Here is a 20,766-nt window from a genome sequence, read left to right on the forward strand (position 1 = left end):
TCGCAACGATAGATGCGATCCGGGTGGGGGGCTTTCTCCTAACCAAGACTCTCGATTGCGGAAAACCCCCACCCCAGCCCTCCGCCGCTAGCGGGAGAGGGGGCAAAGCGAACTCGTGGTCACCACCGGATCTCGTTCAAGCAAATCCAAATTCCGATCTGCGGAACATGGCGCCGTCTCCGGCCCCGGAGGCGGCGTTTGCCGTTCCGGGGCGTCTGGTATTCCTGTTGCAGCGTCCAAAATATGTGTACGAAGGCGTCAAGACACGCCACTATCCGGCGATCTCAGAGGGAGAAAACAATGCGTGAAGCCGTAATCGTTTCCTACGCGCGCACTGGCCTGGCGAAGTCCGGCCGTGGCGGATTCAACATCACCCCGCCGATGTCGCTGGCCGGGCACGCCATCAAGCACGCGGTCGAGCGCGCCGGCGTCGACAAGGACTATGTCGAGGATTGCTATCTCGGCAATTGCGCGCATGGCGCGCCGAACATCGGCCGCCAGGCGGCGCTGCTCGCCGGCCTGCCGAAGTCGACCGCCGGTGTCTCGGTGAACCGCTTCTGCTCGTCGGGCCTGCAGACCATCGCGATGGCTGCAAACTCGATCCGCTCCGACGGCTCCGATTGCATCGTCGCCGGCGGCGTCGAGAGCATCTCGATTCCCGGCGGCGGCTCGCCGAAGGAATCGATCGATCCCGACCTGCTCAAGACCGCGCCCGCCATCTTCATGGCGATGATCGATACCGCCGACATCGTCGCCGAGCGCTACAAGCTCAGCCGCGAATATCAGGACGAGTATTCGCTGGAGTCGCAGCGCCGCATGGCAGCCGCGCAGCAAGCCAACAAGTTCAAGGACGAAATCGTCCCGATGAAGACCAAGATGAAGGTGGTCGACAAGGCGACCAAGGCCGAGTCGATCGTCGACTATGTGGTCGATCGCGACGAGTGCAACCGCCCCGAAACCACGCTGGAAGGCCTTGCCAAGCTCGAGCCGGTCAAGGGCCCGGGCAAGTTCGTCACCGCCGGCAATGCCAGCCAGCTGTCCGACGGCGCCGCTGCCGTGGTGCTGATGGAAGCCAAGGACGCCGAGAAGCGCGGCCTCAACCCGCTGGGCCGCTTCGTGGCCTGGGCCTCGGCCGGCTGCGAGCCCGACGAGATGGGCATCGGTCCGGTCTTCGCCGTGCCGAAGCTGCTCAAGCGCCACGGCCTGAAGATCGACGACATCGATCTTTGGGAGCTCAACGAGGCGTTCGCCAGCCAGTGCCTCTATTCGCGCGACCAGCTCGGCATCGATCCCGAGAAGTACAACGTCAACGGCGGCTCGATCGCGATCGGCCATCCCTTCGGCATGACCGGCGCCCGGCTCACCGGCCATCTGCTGCAGGAAGGCCGTCGCCGCAAGGCCAAGTGGGGCGTCGTGACCATGTGCATCGGCGGTGGTCAGGGCGGCGCAGGCCTGTTCGAGATCTACAGCTAAGCGCGATCGATCCTGATCGTGTCAGAACGAGTGGCCCGGCGGTAACGCCGGGCCACTTCCGTTTGAAGCCGGTTATGTTGCCGGCAAATCCGCCGCGCGTTCGCCGAACTCGAGCGTGGAAATCAGTTCGAGCGTCTGCCTCAGATCGGCCGCCTGTTTCGTGCCAAAGGCGGTCTCGAAGCGCTCCTGCGCCTCACGCCAAGCGGCCTGCGACTCGTCAAGCCGGGCTTCGCCGCGTTTGGTCAGCCGAACCAGGCGGCTGCGCCGGTCATTCTTGTCGACGGCGATGGTCAAAAGGCCGTCGCGCTCCAGCGGCTTGAGGTTGTGGTTGAGCGCGGTGCGGTCGAGCACCAGCGCAGCGGCCAGCTCGCCAATCGTCGGCGCGCCCGAACGTCTGATGTGGACCAGAATGGCGCGTTGCGTGCCGCGCAGGCCGGATGTCGCCAGGACCTGATCGTAGAGCTGCGACACGCGCCGCGTCGCCTTGCGCAACGCCGTGAGATTGCACCGGCTGGGTTCCGTTTTCACCATCGCTGCCTCCAAACTAGGCTTGACAGATACATGCATATGCACCTAATGGCAATAGATGCATATGCACATATTTGGAGGGTGTGATGTCGGAGATCGAGGCGGAGACGATCGGGCTGGCTATCGGAACTGACGCGCGGCCGCGGTCCCGCGTAGCAACGCCGCGCCAGGTGCTCGCGATCGTATCGGTGGGCATCTGCCTCGCAAACCTCGACCTGTTCATCGTCAATGTCGGGTTGCCGAACATCGCGCAGGAATTCCGCGGCGCCTCGCTGGAGGATTTGTCCTGGATCCTCAATGGCTACGCGATCGTCTATGCGGCCCTGCTGGTGTTTTTCGGCCGGCTCGCCGAACGCCACAGCCGCAATCTGAGCTTCCTGCTCGGCGTTGCGCTGTTCACGGCCGCGTCGGCGGCCTGTGCGCTCGCGCCCAACGTCGAATTGCTGGTCGTCGCCCGCATCGCGCAGGCCGCCGGTGCAGCATTGATGACCCCGACCTCGATCGGCCTGCTGCTGGCGTCGTTCCCGCCCGAGCAGCGTCCCGGCGCGGTGCGGACCTGGACGGCGATCGGCGGCCTTGCCGCCGCGCTCGGGCCATTGGCGGGCGGCGTGCTCGTCACCTTCGACTGGCGCTGGATCTTCATCGTCAATGTCCCGATCGGCATCGTCGCACTGATCATCGGATGGCTGAAACTGCCGGAAGTGCCCGGCCATGACGTGCCGCGTCCGAGTTCATGGGCGGCGCTACTGGTCACCTGCGGCATCGGTGCGCTCACCCTTGCGATCGTGAAGGCCAATGACTGGGGATGGGGGTCGCGCGGCGTCGTGCTTGGCTTTGCCATCGCAGCCGTCTCGCTCGCTGCCTTTACGTGGCACTGCCTCAACTCGAAGAATCCCTTCGTCGATCCTACGTTGTTCAAGGTGCGGCCGTTCACCGGGGCGACGTTTGTGATGGCGCCATACTCGGCGGCCTTCGGCGCGATGCTGCTGTCGGTGGCGTTGTGGGAGCAAACGGTGTGGGGCTGGTCGGCGCTGAAGACCGGCCTTGCGATCGCGCCGGGTCCGCTGCTTGTCCCGTTCACCTCGCTGTTGTTTGCCCGCCGCCTGATCGCGCGATTTGGCGCCGCGGCCGTCGTGTCCGCCGGGATCGCGTCGTTCGCGGGCGGTCTTGCGATCTGGGCAACGTTGCTTGGGGTTGACCCCGACATGCCTGCCTTTGTGGTCGGGATGATGTTCACTGGCATCGGCGTCGGGCTGACCTTTCCGACCCTGATGGGCGTCGGTGCCGGTTCGCTGCCGCCGTCGTCGTTCGCCACCGGCTCCGGTGTCATCAACATGATCCGGCAGGCCGCGCTTGCGATCGGCGTCGCGATCTTTATCGCGATCCTTGCAACGCCGGTCTCGATGGCCGACCGGATCGCGGCGTTTCAGCGCGGCTGGTGGATCCTGATCGCCATCACGATTGCCGGTTTCGTGCCGAGTTACCTGTTCATCCGGCGCAAGGCGGACCGCTAACGGGTGTAAGCCGTCGCTGCGCCATCCGGCAGCCGCGAGCGCGCCACGGTCGCGCCGCAAGGAAACCTCAATCGAACCAGTCCGTTCCTCGCTGCGTCTCACCACGAGAAACGGCGTGCCTCTGAGTCGGCCGCGCCGTTCGTCTCGCGCGATGCAATGTTTCCCGGAGGGATGTGATGCGAAAGATTGCGAACTGTCTTGTGACCACTAGCCTGGTGCTGGTGGGTGCGCTGGTTGCCGGGCCGCTCCATGCGGCCAATCTCGATGCGGCGTCGCAGGTCGACGCCGTGACGGTCTATCCCGATGGCGCGAGCGTCACCCGCGTCATCACGCTGGATCTGCCCGCCGGCGATAACACGCTCGTCGCGAAGGATTTCCCGATGGGGCTCGATCCGTCTTCGCTCCGCGTGGAGGGCGAGGCGGGCGGCAGGCTGACGATCGGGGCCATCGACGCGCGGCCGCCGCGCCCGGTGGAGCCGGCGAACCTGCCCGAGATCGACAAGCGGATCGAGGCGCTGCGAGATCAGCGCGAGGATCTGCAGGGGATCATCGCCTCGGCCGAGGCGCGGCGCAAATTCGCCGAACACTTCGCCGAGGCCTCGCCGGTCGGGATCGGCGAGAAGGGCGAGGCCCGTCCGGTCAGCGAGTGGCGCGCCGCGTTCTCGGCGGTCGGGGACGAAGTCGCGACCGCCGACACCGCGATCCGCGACGCCGCGCGCAAGCAGCGCGACATCGACCGCGACATCGCGCGCCTCGAGGCCGATCGCGCCGCCAAGCCGCCGAGCAAGCTCGAGGTGCGGATCGAGCTTGCCTCCGCGGCCGCGACCCGCGCGACATTGCGCGTGACCTATGCGGTGCGCAACGCCCGTTGGATGCCGATCTACGACGCCCGTCTCGACACCGGCGCCAAGGATCGCAAGCCGGCGATCGAACTGGTGCGCCGCGCCGAGATCACCCAGTCGACCGGCGAGGACTGGTCGAACGTTGCGCTCGTCGTCTCCACCGTGCACGTCGCCCGCGGCGGCAATGCGCCCGACCTCAATTCGTTGCTCGTGCAGTATCCGCAGCCGCCGCGGCCGCTGGCGCTACCGTCGGCAAGCATGCGATCGCGCGAGGCTCTGGCGCCTGCACCGCAGGCCGACATGGTCCAAGGGCTCATCAGCAAGCGTGCCGACGAGCGGGAGGCGGTTGCCGAAATCGGCGCTTTCCAGGCCACCTTCAAGATCCCCGGCCGCGTCAACGTCGCCGCCAACGAGGGCGCCAAGAGCCTGCGCATCTCGACGGCGACGATCACCCCCGATCTCGCGGTCCGCTCAGTCCCGGTGATTGATCCGACCGCGTTCCTGGAGGCGAGCTTCGTGCAGGCCGACGAGGCGCCGCTGTTGCCGGGGCAAGTCTCGATCTATCGCGACGGCATCTTTGTCGGCCGCAGCCGGATGGCCACCGCCGCCAAGGACGAGACCGTGCGGCTCGGCTTCGGCGCCGACGATAAGGTCAAGATCGAGCGCACGGTAGTGAAGCGCAATGAAGGCTCCGCCGGCCTGATCGTGACCACGTCGAAGACCGACGAGCGCGCGTTCAAGACCACGGTGCGCAACGGCCACGACTTCCCGATCAAGGTCGCGATCCAGGATCAGCTCCCGGTCAGCGAGAACGACGATATCGTGGTCGAGATGCTGCCGTCGTCGACGCCTGCGACGACAACCAATCTGCGCGACAAGCGCGGCGTGCTGGAATGGGCGTTCGAGGCCAAGGCGGGCGAAGTCCGTGACATCAATTTCGCCTGGCGGATGCGCTGGCCCAAGGACAAGGGCGTCGTGATGGTGCCGGCCGGCTGATCTGCGTCAACTGCCGATGACATCCCTCCCGATCTCGGGCATCACTTTGCCAACGGCAAAAAAGCCTGCGATCGGGAGGATCCATGAGCTACCAGCACATCATCGTCGATGATCCGCGTCCGCGCGTCCGCCGCATCACGCTGAACCGGCCCGAGAAGCGCAATGCGCTGAACAACCGCCTGCGCGGCGAGATTTTCGAGGTGCTGGAACAGGCCGACCGCGATCCCGACATTTCGATCTCGATCCTGCGCGGCGCGGGTCCGTGCTTCTCGGCGGGCTATGATCTCTCCGCCGACAACCGCGTCGACCAGCCCTATCATTCGGCGTGCGGCCCCGGCCAGTGGTCGCGCCATGTCGTCGAGGGCTGGTTCTCGATCTGGGATCTTGCCAAGCCGGTGATCGCGCAAGTGCACGGCTATTGCCTCGCCGGCGGAACCGAGCTCGCGACCGCCTGCGACGTGGTCTATGTCGCCGACGATGCCCAGATCGGCTATCCGCCGGTGCGGCTGATGAGCCCGCCCGACATGCAGTATCATCCCTGGCTGGTCGGCATGCGCCGCGCCATGGAATTGATGCTGACCGGCGATGCGATGTCCGGCCGCGAGGCCGCCGAGTGGGGCTATGCGACCCGCTCGTTCCCGCTCGCCGAGCTGGAGGCGAAGACGCTGGATTTCGCCGAGCGCGCGGCGAAGGTGCCGGTCGAGCTGCAGCAGCTCAACAAGCGCAGCGTGCATCGCGCGATGGAAATCATGGGTGCCCGCGCCGCGATACGCGCCGGCACCGAAATCCAGGCGCTGGCCTTCACCACCGAGGCGAGCAAGGCCTACATGGCCGGCTTCCGCCGCGACGGCGCCAGCGTGAAGACCCAGCTCGATCAGCGCGACGCGACGTTCGGGGATTATCGGACCAAGAAGGAGTGACGGCTTGATGGCGAACGCGGGCTAGAAGCCCGCATCCTCCTCCAACCATTGCTGATTGTCCCAGCGCGCGCGGCGGCCGACGGCATATTCGCGAACATCGTCCATGAAGCGCACTTTGCTGGCGAGTGCTCCAATGAAAGCCACGATCGCCGCGATCCAGGGCCACAGATGCATCAGCAGCGAGGCGGGTATCTGATTGGCGAATCCCGCCTGCAGCGCGCCAGTTACCAGATAGGCCAACACGCCCCACGCAACGGCCAAAATCGTCGCCACGGCCTCATAGCTGTTTTGATGAAATCTCACCAAGCGTCGCATCAAGCATAGGTAAGCAAAGTAGACGATCACGCCGAGAATCAAAGCGATGAGCCAGGGCGGAAGCCCCCAACTCTGGTCCCAGCTCAGATACGCAACGAAGCCCGCGGCGATCAACGCCTCGATGTAGGTCAGGCTGGATTTTTCTCGCATGATTTGCCCCGAAGCGATTCAAGTATCGGCCGAGGCTATCATCTTCTAGCGCATTGCTAGAAGGGCAATTGTCGAACAACCCTTCTGATCGGAGGATGACGGGGACTGTTTCCGCAAATTCACTGTCATGCCCCGCCTTGAGCGGGGCATCCAGTACGCCGCGGCTTATCCGCTGCATTCGGACGCCTCTGGAATACTGGGTCGCCCGGTCGAGCCGGGCGACGACCCCGTTGTGGGTGGCGAGAGCAATCGCCTCATTTCGCCTTCAGGAAGTCGCCGACTTCGAGCAGCACGAACTCGTCGTCATCGGCTTTGTTCGGGTCGCGGCTCGAGGAGAACGGTAGATTGTTGTCGTTGCCGACGATGATGTGGGTCTCGTCGACCCGGTCGACGTTCTCGATGGTGAAGAACGGGAAGGTGTAGACACCGTCGTTGAGCGGCTTGCGGGCCTTCTTGTTCGGATCGCGGATCTTCATCAGGTCGATATAGGCGATCTTGCGCACCGGCTTGCCGACATTGGTGTCGGACAGCTCGATCTTGTAGACCCGCTTGAACTTGGCGAGGTCAGGGAAGCAGTTCGCGCCGCGCTGGCCCTGCGGGCAGGCCTTGTCGGCGGTGCCTTCGCCATTGTCGCGCTCGATCACGAGGCCCTGGGTCGGATCAATCATGTTGAAGTCGCCGATCGCATTGCCGTTCTGCTCGAACACATATTGCCAATAGCGACCGGTGAACTTCTCCGCCGCGACGTCGAATTCGAGGATGCGCGAGGCTTCCTTGCCGTCGACCTTCTCCCAATCCTTCTTGTCGGCATCCCACAGCGGCCCTTCGAGCAGGCCGTAGAGGAACTTGCCGTCCTTGGAGGAGGCAAAGCCCTCATAGCCCTTGGAGCGGCGCAGGTTGACGTTGGTGTAGGTGGCGCCAGGCGCGCCGGGTGACTGCACGGCCCAGTGATCCGGCGAGCGCACCGGCTTGCCGTCGGCGACCGTCTCGAACACGGCCAGGATCTTGCCGGTCTTGTCGGCCTTGAGGATGTAGGGTCCGAACTCGTCGCCGATCCAGAAGGTGTCGTTGATGATCTGGAAGCCCTCGGTATCGAAGTCGGCGCCGGTGAGGTAGCGCTTGGCGGTGTCCTCATGCACGATGCGGAACGGCACCTTCTTGTCGGGATCGTGCAGGAACACGGTCTCCTGACGCTCGATCTTGCCGTTCGCCCAGTCCATCTTGTAGCGGTTCAGGTACAGCATCGAGTCCGCCGAGTTGTAGCGCGCGCCCATGCCGTTGTCGGTGATCACCCAGAACGCGCCGTCCGGCATCGCCTTGATGCCGGAATGACCCTGCAGCGGCTGGCCCTTGAACGGCAGCGACACGCCGGTCGGCCGCTCGTAGGATTTTCCCATCACGGTGCCGATGGCGTCGACCCGCTTGCCGGTGGTGTACTTGCCCGATGTCTTCAAATCCGCCGGCGCATCGGCGGGGGCGTCGATGAAGCTCTCCGCCGGCATCACGGCGTGTCCTGCCAGCGTCGCCGGGAATTCGCCCTCGCTCTGCGCGAACGCCGATGTGGCGAGCAGGATCGAGGCGACGGAACAGAGCAGTGACAGGCGCATGGTTGATCTCCCAAAGGATAAACGATGCGACGTTCTCCGAGCCGCCTGTTACAGCCGGCTGACAGTTTTGTGAACCGCGGATGTTGCGACGGGATAAGCCTTGCGGCGTTACGTCGCCTTGCCCGCCGGCCGCATCGTCTGCGGCAGCAGGAAGGGCACGCCGCTCGCGGTATAGTCGATCGTGGCGTCGACCTCGAAGATCTGCCTCAGCGTGTCGGCCCGCATTGCGGCGGCGCGGTCGCCGTCGACGGCAAGCCGGCCGCGATGCAGCAGCAGGATGCGGTCGGCGAACCGCATCGCGAGGTTGAGATCATGCAGGATCGCGATCACGGCGGTGCCGCGCGCGGCGCGCCGCCTTGCCGTTTCGACCAGGTCGATTTGATGCCGCAAATCGAGGCTCGAGGTCGGCTCGTCCAGCAGCAACAGTCCCGGCCCATGTAGCGCCTCGCCGCAGGCAAGTTGCACCAGCACGCGGGCGAAATGCGCGCGCTGCTGCTCGCCGCCGGACAGCGTCGTCAATTGCCTGAAGCGGAAATGCGCGAGGCCAACCTCGTCCAGCGCCGCGGCGACCAGTGCACGCGTCACCGCGCGCGGACTCTCGCCGGCGCCCATGCTGACGATTTCCTCGACCGTGAACGGGAAGGTGACGTTGACGTGCTGCGACAGCACCGCGCGGTGCTGCGCCAGCGCGCGCGGACCATAGGCGTTGAGGTCGCGCTGCCTGAGCCGGATCGTTCCGCGCGAGCGACGGAGATCGCCCGACAGCATCCGCAGCAAGGTCGATTTGCCGGCGCCGTTGGGACCGACGATCGCGACCATCTCACCGGCGCCAATCTGCAGCGAGACCGCATCGACCAGCGCGGCGCCGCCGACCGTCATCGATACCGACTGCGCCTCCAGCAGCGCGCTCATAGCGACACCAGGGAGCGCTGGCGCAGCAGCATGGCGAGGAAGAACGGCGCGCCGATTGCAGCGGTCAGGATGCCGATCGGCATTTCAGCGGGGGCCACGATGGTGCGCGCCACGGTGTCGGCGCCGACCAGCAGGATGGCGCCGAGCAGCGCGGACGCCGGCAACAGCAGGCGATGCCCGGGTCCGATCACCAGCCGCAGCAGATGCGGCACCACGATGCCGACGAAACCGACCACGCCGCAGACCGAAACCGCGACCCCGGTCATCGCCGACACCAGCACGATCGAAATCCGCTTCAGCCGTTCGACATCGACGCCGCTGTGGAACGCCTCGGCCTCGCCGAGCACCAGCACGTCGAGCCCGCGCGCGATCCAGAGGCAGGCAATCAGGGCCGCGGCCAGCACCGGCGCCAGCGCCGTGAGCTTGGTCCAGGTCGCGCCGCTCAGCGAACCCAGCATCCAGAAGGTGATGTCGCGCAGCTGGCGGTCGTCGGCGACGAAGACCAGCAGCCCGATGCCGGCATTGGCGATCGCGGCAATTGCAAGGCCGGCGAGCAGGAAGATCGCAATCGAGGTCCGGCCGCCGCGGCTCGCAATGCCATAAAGCATGATGGTCGTGATCAGCGAGCCGGCGAAGGCCGCGATCGGCAGCAGCTGATGCTGCACGAAGCGCAGGCTCTCGCCGAGATGGCTGTCGGTGAACACGATCGCCGCCGCCGCGGCAAACGCGCCGCCGGAGGAGACGCCGACCAGCGCCGGGTCGGCGAGGGGGTTGCGGAACAAGCCCTGCATGATTGTGCCTGAGACGGCAAGGAGCCCGCCGACCATCGCGGCCGCGGCGATCCGCGGGATCCGGATCGACCACACCACGAGCTGGTCGCGCGCGAGCAGCGGATTGGCCACGCCGTCGGCCCATAGCCCGAGCGCGGCGGGAAGTCGCGCCAATGGAATGCCGGCGGCCCCGACCGTCAGGGCGACCAGCGCGCTTGCTGCGAGCGCCGCAAGCAGGCAGAGCAAAGTGAGTGTCGCCGCCGGCCGCAGCGACATGCCGGCGCGCCGTTGCTTCGCACGCGCGGGGCGTTCGGCCAGCACGCTCATTGCCGGCAGTTCGCGGTCAACGCCGCCGGCTTGAAGGTGGCGGCCTCCGGCGCCAGCGCCGGATAGAGCTTGACCGAGAGGTCGCGTGCCGCGGCCGCGGTGCGCGGCCCGAAGCCGAGCAGGTAAAGCCCCTCCATCGAGATGAAGGCCTTGTTGGCCGCAACCGGCGTCAGTGCGAAAGCCGGATGCGCGAACACGGCCTCCGACGTCAGCGAGTCCTTGCCGCGATCGATCGACAGCACGACATCCGGCTTCGCTGCCACGATGGCTTCGTCGTTGACCGGCTTGTAGCCGTCGTAACCGTCGATCGCGTTGACGCCGCCGGCGAGCTGGATGATCTCGTCCGCGGCGGTCTTGTGGCCGGCGGCCAACGCCCGGCCGTTCAAGAGCGACATCACGAACATCACGCGCATCGGCTTCGTGACCTTGGCGCGCAACGTGCGCAATTGTGCGAGGTCGCTTTCCACCGCCGTGGCCAGGCAGGCGGCGCGCGGATCGGCGCCCATGGCATGGCCCACAAGTTTGATCTTCTCCACCAGCCCGGTCTCCGAGAACGTCTCCGGCACCAGCACCAGCGGCACCTTGGCCGCCTCCAGCACGTCCATGGTCTCCTTTGGCCCGGAGCCCTGCACCGCAAGCACCAGCGACGGGTGCAGGCCAAGCACGCCCTCCGGCGACAGCTGGCGCATGTAACCGACGTCGGGCTTCTCCCGCAGCGCGGACGGCGGGTAGAGACTGGTGGCATCGACGCCGGCGATGCTGTCCTCGAAGCCGAGCGCATAAAGAATCTCGGTGATCGCGCCGCCGATCGAGACGATCCGCGTGGGATCATCGATCACGACGTCGCGGTCGCGTGCGTCGTGCACGGTGATGCCCTCGGCGATCGCTGCGCCGATCGGCAGCAGACAGGAGAGCGCGAGCAGAGCGAGCGTGCGACAAATTGTCATCGGGGCCGTCACTTGGTCAGGATCAGCTTGTTCTGCGAGGTCAACCGCAAGCGGTAACGCTCTTCGCCATGCACGATGATGATCTCGCGCTCAGCCGAGAACAGGTCGCGGCTGTCGAGGCGATTCCCGTGCATGATGAGCGTTTTGGCCGCGTCAGACGCTGATACGGCCTGCTTTCCCGCCGCGCCGATGTTGTCTCCGGAAGGTGCCGACATGCTCGTGGTGCTGCGCCTGCGAAATCTTCAAATGATGCTTGCTTGTATAAGCGGGCGAAGGCGCATTCCAACGGCCGCACTTTACAATCGATGTAAACAGCGCTGCCGCATTCTTGACCGTTTTGTTGCCGGCTCGTAACCAATCATCACACGATGCGAGCTTGTGGCTTGCATCGCAACGTAGCCAGCAAGCCGCTCGGTCGAGCGCACGCCAGCCAAACCAGAAATGCGATGATCGGGCTGGGGCTAGAATGGCTGACGGGGCTAGGGTTTCGCGCGCCTTGATTTTGGGTGCGTCGGTGTTTTCATTATCGGCGGCGCTGCCGGCAAGCGGTTTGGCGCAAACCGCCGATGCGTCGGCTACGCGTCCCGCGACCGAGCGGCCGAAGCAGGCCAAGCGCAAGCCGAAGCCTGCGGCCGAACCGCAGGCAGCGGCGTCGCCTGCGATGAATGCACGCGCGCAGATCGGCGCGGTGTCGGTGCAATCGCTCGACACCATCACGGCTGTGGCATCCAAGACCGAGGAGCGCGCGATCGACGCGCTGGCGCCGGTCAGCTCCGTCACGCTGGAGAAGATTCAAGGCCTGCAGCCGAACCGGGTGTCCGACATCTTCTATAACGTGCCCGGCGTCTCGTTCCAGGAGCGCGGCGACGATCCGGCGACCGTCATCAACATCCGCGGCCTGCAGGACTTCGGCCGCGTCGCCGTCGTGGTCGACGGCGCGCGGCAGAATTATCAGCGCACTGGCCACAACGCCAACGGCTCCTTCTTCCTCGATCCCGAACTGATCGGCGGCGTCGACGTGGTGCGCGGCCCGACCGCGAATATCTACGGTTCCGGCGCGATCGGCGGCCTGGTCTCGTTCCGCACCAAGGACATCGACGATGTGGTGCGTCCCGGCGAGCGCTGGGGCGTCGACATGTCGGGGTCATACGGCAGCAACAAGGACCGCGGCATGGGTTCGGTGTTCGGCGGCGTGCGCGCCGATCCGAATGTCGATGTGTTCGGCGGCGCGGTCTACCGCACCCAGAGCAACTACGAGGACGGCGCGGGCACCGAGATCGGCAACACCGGCAACGATATCGCGGCCGGCCTGATGAAGGTGACGATCCGCCCGGCTGAAGGCCACGAGTTCAAGATCGGCGGTGTCTTCCAGGACTACCAGTACAATATCGGTCAGCAAAACCGCGGCCCGACCACGACGGCGGCGCCGCTGGCGGCGATCGCGGGCTCGTCGGTCTACGCGTCCGATGCAAGGATCTACACGGGCACGCTGAGCTGGCGATACTCCAAGCCCGACGACATGCTGTTCGACTGGAACATCTCGGTCTACGGCAACCGCACCGACAATGACCAGGTCAAGACCTACAACAACCGCATCACGTCAGGCGGCGGCGTCTGCACGCTCGCCAATCCCGGCAACAACATCTCCGGCTGCGTCGGCGACAAGCGCGGCTATTCGCTCGACACCGTCGGCCTCGACGTCAACAACACCTCGCGCTTCAATTTCGGCGACTGGCGCAACGCCGTGACCTACGGCTTCGACGCCTTCCGCGACGATGTCGAGACTTTCGACTCCCGCGGCAATTCCAACATCACGACGCCCGGCGGCCAGCGCACGGTGTCCGGCGGCTTCGTGCAGTTGAAGCAGAACTATTCGACCTGGCTCGAGCTTGTCAGTGCGGTCCGCTACGATCATTACGAGCTCACCTCGATCAACACCACGACAAGCGGCGACCGGCTGTCGCCGAAGATCACGGTCGGCATCACGCCGGTGACCGGCTTCACGCCCTATGTGAGCTATGCCGAGGGCTATCGCGCGCCGTCGATCACCGAAACCCTGATTTCGGGCGGCCACGCCACCGGCGGCGGGCCGGCGCTGTTCAACTGCCCCGACGGCACCAGCGGCCTGTTCTGCTTCCTGCCCAATGCGGCGCTGCGGCCCGAGGTCGGCAAGAACAAGGAAGCCGGCATCAATCTGAAGTATGACGGCATCTTCGCCGCGAACGATTCATTCCGCGGCAAGATCAACGTGTTCCACAACGACGTCGACGGCTATATCGACCTCGTCCCTTCGGCGCCGACCCTGACGCCGTTCGGACGCTTCAGCCAGTTCTACCAGTACCAGAACATCGCCCATGCCCGCATCGAGGGTTTTGAGCTCGAGACGATGTATGACGCGGGCGACTGGTTCGTTGGCGTCGCCGGCCATCTGATGCGCGGCCGGAACACCGGGACCAATGTCGGGCTCGCCACCATCACGCCGCGCAAGGTGACGACGACAGGAGGGGTCCGCCTGCTCGACCGCACGCTGATCATTGCAGCGCAATGGTCCTCGTTCGGTGCGAATAACGACCTGCCGGCGGGCTATCTGCCCTCGACCGGCTACGAACTGGTCAATCTCTATCTGACCTGGAACGCCACCAAGGACATCACCTTCACGGCGTCGGTCGACAATCTCTTGAACCAGTACTACCGGCCCTATGCGATCCCGGGCTCCTCGACCGACGGCACGACGCAGAACGACGTGCTGTTTTCGAGCCCCGGTCCGGGCACTGTCTACAAGGCCGGGCTCAGGATTCACCTAGGTGGAGCGTAACGCGACGAGCCGATCATTCCATCCAGGTTGCTCCGGCCGCGCTGGTGCCCCAGTGCGGCCTTGGCGTATTCCTTGGCACATTCATGTTATTAACGAGATCAACCGGCAGGATCCCGTGTATCCGCCGCCAATCAGGAGAAGGCTTTCATGTTCATCGCAATGAACCGGTTTCAGGTGATCAAGGGTAAGGAACAGGCGTTCGAGACCGTGTGGAGGACCCGCGAATCCTATCTCGGCGATCTGCCTGGATTCATCGAGTTTCACCTCGTGAAGGGCCCCGAGGCCGAGGACCACACGCTCTATGCGACCCACACGGTGTGGGCCAGCAAGTCGGCGTTCGAGGACTGGACCAGGTCTGATGCGTTCCGCCGCGCCCATTCCCGTGCAGGCAACGAGACCGGCGGCAGCCTCTATCTCGGCCATCCCAAATTCGAAGGCTTTGAGGTGCTGATCACCGAGCGCGCCAAGAGCCCGGCGTGACGGAGGCGGCCGTGCAGAACGCAGGGCTTGCCGGGTTGGAGGCCTATATGGCTGACAATCCGGGCGCAGTGATCGAGGACGTTGCGCGCGAGCGCAAGGTGACGCCCCGCACGGTGCTCGAGGCGCTGCCTGAGAGCATGGTGCGGATTGGCGAAGGCGAGTTCGCCGCCGCGATGCAGGACATCGCGGAATGGGGCGAGGTGACGCTGATCGTGCACACCGATGACGCGATTTTCGAGTTCACCGGCGCCATTCCGAAAGGCGAGGTGGGCCGCGGCTATTTCAACCTGATGCAGCCGAAGGGCCTGCACGGCCATCTCAGGCATGAGCGCTGTGCGGCGATCGCGTTCGTCGAGCGGCCCTTCATGGGCAAGGTGTCGGCGTTCATCGCCTTCATCAATTGCGACGGCGGCATCATGTTCAAGGTGTTCGTCGGCCGCGACGAGACGCGCGCGTTGCGCGGCGACCAGCTGGCGCGCTTCCGCGCGCTGGCGGATCGCATCGCACCGAAAGCGGGCTGAGACCGACGAAGGACGGGAGGCGACCATGTCGCATCGCAGGCTTGGGCGACGCATCGGGATGTTGGCGGGCGCCATGTTCGGAATGCTGCCGGGCGCGAGCCTTGCCGCAGCCGACGCCGCGCTGCTGCTGCGCAATCTCTCGCCCTGGGGCATGTTCGAGAGCGCCGACATCGTCGTGAAGGCGGTGATGATCGGGCTGGCCTTCGCCTCGCTCGTGACCTGGACGGTCTGGCTCGCCAAGACCGTCGAGATCCGCCGCAAGACGACGCTTGCGCGGCAGCGGATCGGCCTGCTGGAGCGCGACACGCACCTTGCCGAGGTCGAGCAGGCAAGCCGCGACGGCAGCGATGCCGTGGCGCAGATCGTGCAATCGGCGTCGCGCGAGGCCGCGCTTTCCGGCGGCATGTTCGACGACGGCTTCAAGGAGCGCATCGCGCTGCGGCTGGAGCGGGTTGAGGCGGCGATGTCGCGGCAGATCGCGCGCGGCACCGGCGTGCTCGCGACCATCGGCGCCACCGCGCCGTTCGTCGGCCTGTTCGGCACGGTCTGGGGCATCATGAATGCCTTCATCGGGATCTCCGAGGCCCACACCACCAATCTTGCGGTGGTCGCGCCTGGTATTGCGGAGGCGCTGCTTGCGACCGCGCTCGGTCTCGTCGCCGCGATCCCCGCGGTCGTGATCTACAATCACCTGACGCGTTCGATCGCGGCCTACCGTGCGCTGCTCGGCGACGCCTCGGTCATGGTGATGCTGCTGGTCAGCCGCGAGGGCGATCGCAGCCTGTTCCGGCTGGCGCGCGCCGCGGAGTAGGCGATGGGCGCGAAGCTCGGTTCTGGCGGTGCATTCGGTGGCCGGCGTCGCGGCGACGACGATCTGGCCGTGGCGCATGAGATCAACGTCACGCCGTTCATCGACGTGATGCTGGTGCTGCTGATCATCTTCATGGTGGCGGCGCCGCTTGCGACCGTCGATCTCGGCGTTGACCTGCCGGCCTCGACCGCGGAGCCGCAGCCGCGGCCGGACAAGCCGGTGTTCGTCACGGTGAAGCCCGACCTCTCGGTCGCGGTCGGCGAGGACGTGATCGCGCGCAACGCGCTGACCGCGACGCTCGACGGCGCCACGCAGGGCAAGAAGGACGAACGCATCTTCCTGCGCGCCGACAAGGCCGTCAGCTATGGCGACCTGATGGAGGTGATGAACCTGTTGCGCAATGCCGGCTATCTCAAGATCGCGCTGGTCGGCCTCGACGGACGCAGCTAGCGCATGATCCGGAAAAGTGGGTACCGGTTTTCCGGCAAGATCATGCGCAAACAAGACGAATCTCGATGAATGCGTATGCGCTTCATGATGCGGGCGACGATATCAGGTTGCGGCGGTGGGGCCTGTCGGCGACCGCGATTCTGGCCGCGCATGTGGTGCTGATTGCGCTTGGCATCACCTGGGTCTCGCCGCCGCCGCCGGGTGTCGTGGTGCCGGCGGTGCTGGTCGACCTGACGCCGATCACGTCCTCGCCGGCGATCTCGGAGACCGAGCTGCCGCCGGGCCCGGCGATGCAGGAGGCTGACATCTCGCCGCCGGAGCCTGCCGCCGCCCAGCCGGTGCAGCAGGAGATCGCGCCGACGCCGCTGCAGGAGAAGCCCGAGGTGACAGCGCCTCCGGAGCAGAAGCAGCAGGCCACGCCGCCGAAGCCCGAACCCGCGAAGGTCGTTCCGGAGCGGAAACCCGAACCGACCAAGCCGAAGGTCGTCCGTCGCGAGGCCAAGAAGCCGTCCGAGGCAGCGCCGGCACCGCGCACCAGCGCGCCGAGCCGGGCCGAGCGTCAGGCGCCGGCGGCATCCGCGATCAGCGCCGGCGCAGCCGCGTCTGCGATCGCGGCCTACAACGCACGCGTTCGCGCGCATCTGCTGCGCTTCCACTCCTATCCGGCCGGGGGCAACGGCCAGCGCGGCGTGGTCCGGCTGGTGTTCACGCTCGGCCGCGGCGGGCAGGTGCTGTCGAGCCATCTCGGCGGCTCCTCCGGCAATCCGACCTTCGACGCGCGGGCGCTGGCGATGGTGCGCCAGGCCCAGCCGTTTCCGGCGTTTCCATCCGAGGTCACGCAGGGCTCGATGGCTTTCAGCGTGCCGGTCGCGTTCGTGCCGCGGTAGTACCAAGCCTCACTGACCTAGGCCGCACCTCTTTTCCCGTCATCCTGAGGTGCGAGCGGAGCGAGCCTCGAAGGATGCACGGCGCCGGTGGCCGTCGATCCTTCGAGACGCGCTTCGCGCTCCTCATGATGACGGGAAAGGCTGAGTTCGCTTCGACCGATGCCCCGCTACTCCTTCACCGCCCCCGTCAGCGATGAGACGTAGTAGTCGACGAACAGCGAGTAGAACAACGCGACCGGCAGCGAGCCGAGCAGGGAGCCGGCCATCAGCGCGCCCCACTGGTAGACGTCACCGGTGATGAGCTCGGTCAGGATCGCGACCGGCACGGTCTTGTTGGCGCCGCTCTGGATGAAGGCGAGCGCGTAGATGAACTCGTTCCAGGACAGCGTGAAGGAGAAGATGCCGGCCGAGATCAGGCCGGGCACCGCGAGCGGCAGCGTGATCCGCCACAGGATCTGCAGCCGCGTCGCGCCGTCGACCAGCGCGCATTCCTCCAGCTCATAGGGGATCGACTTGAAATAGCCGATCAGGAGCCAGGTGCAGAACGGCACCAGGAAGGTCGGATAGACCAGGATCAGAGCCAAGGGTGAATCGAACAGGCCGAACTGCACGATCACGGTCGCCAGCGGAATGAACAGGATCGACGGCGGCACCAGATAGGCGAGGTAGATGCCGAGCCCGACATAGGGGCTGCCGCGGAAGCGCAGCCGCTCGATCGCGTAGGCGGCGAGCGTCGAGGCGAACAGCGACAGGAAGGTCGAGCCGATCGCCACCAGCATGGTGGTCTTCAGCCAGCGCGGATACGAGGTGTCGAACAACAGATGCTTGACATGCGCGAGCGTCGGCGAGGTGATCCAGAACGGATTGTGCTCCTTGTAGTTCAAGAGCTCCGCGTTCGGTTTGAACGAGGTGATCGCCATCCAGTAGAACGGGAACAGCAGGATCAGGATGAAGCAGGCGAGCGGCAGATAGATCATCACCACGCGCCGGGCGCGGGAATCCCACGCCATCGTGTCGGGCGTGGCGCTGGAGACGTTGGAGGATTGGGCTGCAACGTCAGTCATTGGCTTCTCCCTGCTGCCATTTGCGGCGGGCGAGGCCGAAGTAGCTGAACAACGTCGCGAACACGAGGAACGGGATCATCGAGACCGCGATCGCGGCACCCTCGCCGAGCTCGCCGCCGGCGATGCCGCGCTGGAACGCCAGCGTCGCGAGCAGATGGGTCGAGTTGACCGGGCCGCCGCGGGTGATGGCGTAGACGAGCTGGAAATCGGTGAAAGTGAAGATGATCGAGAACGTCATCACGATCGCCAGAATCGGCATCATCATCGGGAAGGTGATGTAGCGGAAGCGCTGCCAGGAGGTGGCGCCGTCGAGCATCGCCGCCTCATAGAGCGAGGGCGAGATGGTCTGCAGCCCGGCCAGCAGCGAGATCGCGACGAACGGGATGCCGCGCCAGATGTTGGCCGCGATCAGCGAGAACCGCGCCGGCCAGGGCGAGCCGAGGAAGTCGACATTGCTGTCGCGCAGGTGCAGCACGTCGACCAGCAGGTAGGAGATGATCGAGAACTGCGGATCGTAGATCCACCAGAATGCCAGCGCGGAGAGCACCGTCGGCACGATCCACGGCAGCAGCACGATGGCGCGGATGAGGCTCTTGAGCGGGAAATGGTTGTTGAGCAGCAGCGCCAGCCAGAAGCCGAGCGCGAACTTTCCGAAGGTTGCGACCGCGGTGTAGAAGATCGAGTAGAACACCGCGTTCCACCACAGGGGATCCTTGAGCAGATACTGGAAGTTCTCGAGCCCGATATAGACGCCGCGCTGGCCGATCGTGGTGTCGGTGAAGGCGAGCCAGATGCCGAGGCCGAGCGGATAGGTGAGGAACACCAGCAGCAGGCCGACCGCGGGCGCAAGGCACATCACGATCAGGAACGGCTTGTAGTCGAACAGCCGCGCGAGCCAGCCGGGCTGGCGTAGTGCCGCGCCGCGTGAATTGAGGGTGGTTACGGACATTGAATACTCGTCTTGTCGTCATTGCGAGGAGCGAAGCGACGAAGCAATCCATCTCTCCTCTGGGGCGTTATGGATTGCTTCGCTTCGCTTGCAATGACGGTTGATTAAGTTTCGCAGTTCAATGACCGCGGTTACCGGCCCTGCCGCCGGAAGTACCGCTTGGCGCGCTGCTCGGCTTCCGCGGCGGCAGCCTCAGGCGTTGCCGCGTCGGTCGCCACCGAGGCGCACATCTGCACCAGCACGTAGTCGGCGTTGACGGCGCCGGTCGCGGTCGAGATCGGCCCCTTGTAGCCGTTGTAGTAGGGGCTCTTCATCGTGTCCTTGAAGATCGCGACCTTGGGATCGCCCGACCACACCGCAGCGTCGGCGTAGGCCGCGAGCGGCTGCGACCAGTAGCCGGAGTTGGCGTTGAGCCACGGCTCGTACTGCTCCTTCTCCAGCATGAATTGCAGGAACGCCTTCGCTGCGTTGGGATACGGGCTGTGCTTGAACGCCATCGCATTCAGCGTAAGGCCGGACATCGGCGAGGTCGATGCCAATCCCTTGGGCAGGAACTGATGCTCGGTGTCCTCGGCGACCGCCTTGGTCGCGGGATCGTTCTTCAGCGAGAAGTACAGCGAGACGCCGTTGGCGGTCAGGCCGATCTCCTGCGACGAGTAGGCGCGGTTGTTGGAGACGTCGTTCCAGGACGGCGTGCCGGCGATGAAGGTCGGATAGAGCTCCTTCAAATATTTCAGCGCGGCGATTGTCTCCTTGCTGTTGATGATGATATTGCCTTCCTCATCGAGCAGCGCGGCGTTGTGCGACCACAACAGCCAGTTGGCGAAGCCGTTGCCGTCGCCGACGGCGTTGCCGAGCGCGAAGCCCGCCGGCTTGCCGGCCGCCTTCAGCTTCTTGCAGAGTTCGAGGATGCCGGCGTGGTCTTCCGGCACCTTGTCGAAGCCGGCCGCATTGACCAGCGACTTGCGGTAGACCAGCGGGCCGCCCGAGGCGCCGAACGGCAGGCCGACCCAGCTCTTCGACTTCGAGCGCATGCCGTAGCGGCGCGCCAGCGTCAGCCATCCGCCGTAGCGCTTGTCGAGATAGTCGGCGACGTCGGTCAGTTCGATCAGCTTGTCGATATAGATGTGCGGTGCGTCGCCAAAGCCGATGATGATGTCGGGACCGGCGCCGGAGTTCGAGGTCACCGCGGTCTGCTGATTGATGTCTTCCCAGCCGACGAAGTCGACCTTGACCTCGACGCCGGTCTTGTCGGTGAAGCGCTTTGCATTGGCGCGGAACACGTCTTCGTCGGCCTGGACGAAGCGCACCGGCCGCAACATGCGCAAGGTCGCGCCCTTCTCGATCGGCAGCGACGGCGCTGCCACGTCGGCAGCCTTCACCTTCGACGCGTCCTGCGCCGAGGCCCCGGTGACCGCCAGTGCCGCCGCGGACGCCCCCAGCGCCAGCGCGTCGCGACGCGTAATCTCGTACTTCATGTCGTTCGCA

20 protein-coding genes are annotated in these 20,766 nt (G+C 65.5%); 10 read left to right on the forward strand and 10 right to left on the reverse strand.

Features of this window, described 5'->3' with window-relative positions; all coding sequences use genetic code 11:
* Positions 1 to 300: 300 nt before the first annotated feature.
* Complete coding sequence (locus ACVIGB_RS38015) at positions 301 to 1,473, forward strand: thiolase family protein (protein ID WP_456718841.1); 1,173 nt, start codon at positions 301 to 303, stop codon at positions 1,471 to 1,473.
* A 72-nt stretch (positions 1,474 to 1,545) separates the two neighbouring features.
* On the opposite strand, the gene ACVIGB_RS38020 is transcribed toward ACVIGB_RS38015, so the two are convergent.
* Entirely contained in the window at positions 1,546 to 1,944 is a 399-nt protein-coding gene (locus ACVIGB_RS38020) for a MarR family winged helix-turn-helix transcriptional regulator (RefSeq protein ID WP_456718840.1), read from the reverse strand.
* Positions 1,945 to 2,087: 143 nt separating this feature from the next.
* Between ACVIGB_RS38020 and ACVIGB_RS38025 the strand changes: the two genes are divergently transcribed.
* The 3 genes from ACVIGB_RS38025 (at position 2,088) to ACVIGB_RS38035 (ending at position 6,273) form a co-directional block, all read left to right on the forward strand.
* Positions 2,088 to 3,515 carry an MFS transporter gene (locus ACVIGB_RS38025; protein WP_456718839.1) on the forward strand — a complete coding sequence of 476 codons (1,428 nt, stop codon included), beginning with the start codon at positions 2,088 to 2,090 and terminating at the stop codon, positions 3,513 to 3,515.
* Positions 3,516 to 3,691: 176 nt separating this feature from the next.
* A complete protein-coding gene (locus tag ACVIGB_RS38030) occupies positions 3,692 to 5,353 on the forward strand; it encodes a mucoidy inhibitor MuiA family protein (RefSeq protein ID WP_456718838.1) in 1,662 nt (553 codons plus the stop codon).
* A gap of 83 nt (positions 5,354 to 5,436) precedes the next feature.
* Complete coding sequence (locus tag ACVIGB_RS38035) at positions 5,437 to 6,273, forward strand: enoyl-CoA hydratase-related protein (RefSeq protein ID WP_456718837.1); 837 nt, start codon at positions 5,437 to 5,439, stop codon at positions 6,271 to 6,273.
* A gap of 21 nt (positions 6,274 to 6,294) precedes the next feature.
* On the opposite strand, the gene ACVIGB_RS38040 is transcribed toward ACVIGB_RS38035, so the two are convergent.
* The 6 genes from ACVIGB_RS38040 to hemP form a co-directional block, all read right to left on the reverse strand.
* The gene (locus tag ACVIGB_RS38040; protein ID WP_456718836.1) at positions 6,295 to 6,738 is read right to left on the reverse strand and encodes a hypothetical protein; all 444 of its coding nucleotides are present in this window, start codon (positions 6,736 to 6,738) and stop codon (positions 6,295 to 6,297) included.
* A gap of 254 nt (positions 6,739 to 6,992) precedes the next feature.
* Positions 6,993 to 8,345: an esterase-like activity of phytase family protein gene (locus tag ACVIGB_RS38045; RefSeq protein WP_456718835.1), complete on the reverse strand. Its 1,353-nt coding sequence runs from the start codon at positions 8,343 to 8,345 to the stop codon at positions 6,993 to 6,995.
* A gap of 108 nt (positions 8,346 to 8,453) precedes the next feature.
* A complete protein-coding gene (locus ACVIGB_RS38050) occupies positions 8,454 to 9,257 on the reverse strand; it encodes a heme ABC transporter ATP-binding protein (protein WP_456718834.1) in 804 nt (267 codons plus the stop codon).
* Positions 9,254 to 10,354 carry a FecCD family ABC transporter permease gene (locus tag ACVIGB_RS38055; protein ID WP_456718833.1) on the reverse strand — a complete coding sequence of 367 codons (1,101 nt, stop codon included), beginning with the start codon at positions 10,352 to 10,354 and terminating at the stop codon, positions 9,254 to 9,256. The genes ACVIGB_RS38050 and ACVIGB_RS38055 overlap by 4 nt, the downstream gene beginning before the upstream one ends.
* The gene (locus ACVIGB_RS38060) at positions 10,351 to 11,301 is read right to left on the reverse strand and encodes a heme/hemin ABC transporter substrate-binding protein (RefSeq protein ID WP_456718832.1); all 951 of its coding nucleotides are present in this window, start codon (positions 11,299 to 11,301) and stop codon (positions 10,351 to 10,353) included. Before ACVIGB_RS38060 ends, ACVIGB_RS38055 begins: the two co-directional genes overlap by 4 nt.
* 8 nt (positions 11,302 to 11,309) lie before the next feature.
* Positions 11,310 to 11,516: a hemin uptake protein HemP gene (hemP, locus tag ACVIGB_RS38065; protein ID WP_456718831.1), complete on the reverse strand. Its 207-nt coding sequence runs from the start codon at positions 11,514 to 11,516 to the stop codon at positions 11,310 to 11,312.
* A 251-nt stretch (positions 11,517 to 11,767) separates the two neighbouring features.
* On the opposite strand from hemP, the gene ACVIGB_RS38070 reads away from it, so the two are divergent.
* From ACVIGB_RS38070 to ACVIGB_RS38095, 6 genes are all read left to right on the forward strand, one after another.
* Positions 11,768 to 14,116: a TonB-dependent hemoglobin/transferrin/lactoferrin family receptor gene (locus ACVIGB_RS38070; RefSeq protein ID WP_456718830.1), complete on the forward strand. Its 2,349-nt coding sequence runs from the start codon at positions 11,768 to 11,770 to the stop codon at positions 14,114 to 14,116.
* A 147-nt stretch (positions 14,117 to 14,263) separates the two neighbouring features.
* Positions 14,264 to 14,596 carry an antibiotic biosynthesis monooxygenase family protein gene (locus ACVIGB_RS38075; RefSeq protein ID WP_456718829.1) on the forward strand — a complete coding sequence of 111 codons (333 nt, stop codon included), beginning with the start codon at positions 14,264 to 14,266 and terminating at the stop codon, positions 14,594 to 14,596.
* A gap of 47 nt (positions 14,597 to 14,643) precedes the next feature.
* On the forward strand, positions 14,644 to 15,117 hold the full coding sequence (gene hutX / locus ACVIGB_RS38080; RefSeq protein WP_456724978.1) for a heme utilization cystosolic carrier protein HutX: 474 nt from the start codon (positions 14,644 to 14,646) through the stop codon (positions 15,115 to 15,117).
* A 58-nt stretch (positions 15,118 to 15,175) separates the two neighbouring features.
* Positions 15,176 to 15,928: a tonB-system energizer ExbB gene (exbB, locus tag ACVIGB_RS38085; RefSeq protein WP_456724977.1), complete on the forward strand. Its 753-nt coding sequence runs from the start codon at positions 15,176 to 15,178 to the stop codon at positions 15,926 to 15,928.
* 3 nt (positions 15,929 to 15,931) lie between these two features.
* Positions 15,932 to 16,378, forward strand: coding sequence for a TonB system transport protein ExbD (gene exbD, locus ACVIGB_RS38090; protein ID WP_456718828.1), 447 nt, complete (start codon positions 15,932 to 15,934; stop codon positions 16,376 to 16,378).
* A gap of 65 nt (positions 16,379 to 16,443) precedes the next feature.
* Positions 16,444 to 17,265 carry a TonB family protein gene (locus tag ACVIGB_RS38095; protein WP_456718827.1) on the forward strand — a complete coding sequence of 274 codons (822 nt, stop codon included), beginning with the start codon at positions 16,444 to 16,446 and terminating at the stop codon, positions 17,263 to 17,265.
* Positions 17,266 to 17,432: 167 nt separating this feature from the next.
* Here the strand turns inward: ACVIGB_RS38095 and ACVIGB_RS38100 are convergent, their stop codons facing one another.
* The 3 genes from ACVIGB_RS38100 to ACVIGB_RS38110 form a co-directional block, all read right to left on the reverse strand.
* Positions 17,433 to 18,275: a carbohydrate ABC transporter permease gene (locus ACVIGB_RS38100; protein WP_375789772.1), complete on the reverse strand. Its 843-nt coding sequence runs from the start codon at positions 18,273 to 18,275 to the stop codon at positions 17,433 to 17,435.
* 46 nt (positions 18,276 to 18,321) lie between these two features.
* Positions 18,322 to 19,278, reverse strand: a complete 957-nt coding sequence (locus ACVIGB_RS38105) for a carbohydrate ABC transporter permease (RefSeq protein ID WP_456718826.1) — start codon at positions 19,276 to 19,278, stop codon at positions 18,322 to 18,324.
* A 131-nt stretch (positions 19,279 to 19,409) separates the two neighbouring features.
* Positions 19,410 to 20,756, reverse strand: a complete 1,347-nt coding sequence (locus ACVIGB_RS38110; protein ID WP_456718825.1) for an ABC transporter substrate-binding protein — start codon at positions 20,754 to 20,756, stop codon at positions 19,410 to 19,412.
* Positions 20,757 to 20,766: the final 10 nt, after the last annotated feature.

It is taken from the genome of Bradyrhizobium sp. USDA 4341 (assembly GCF_054063755.1).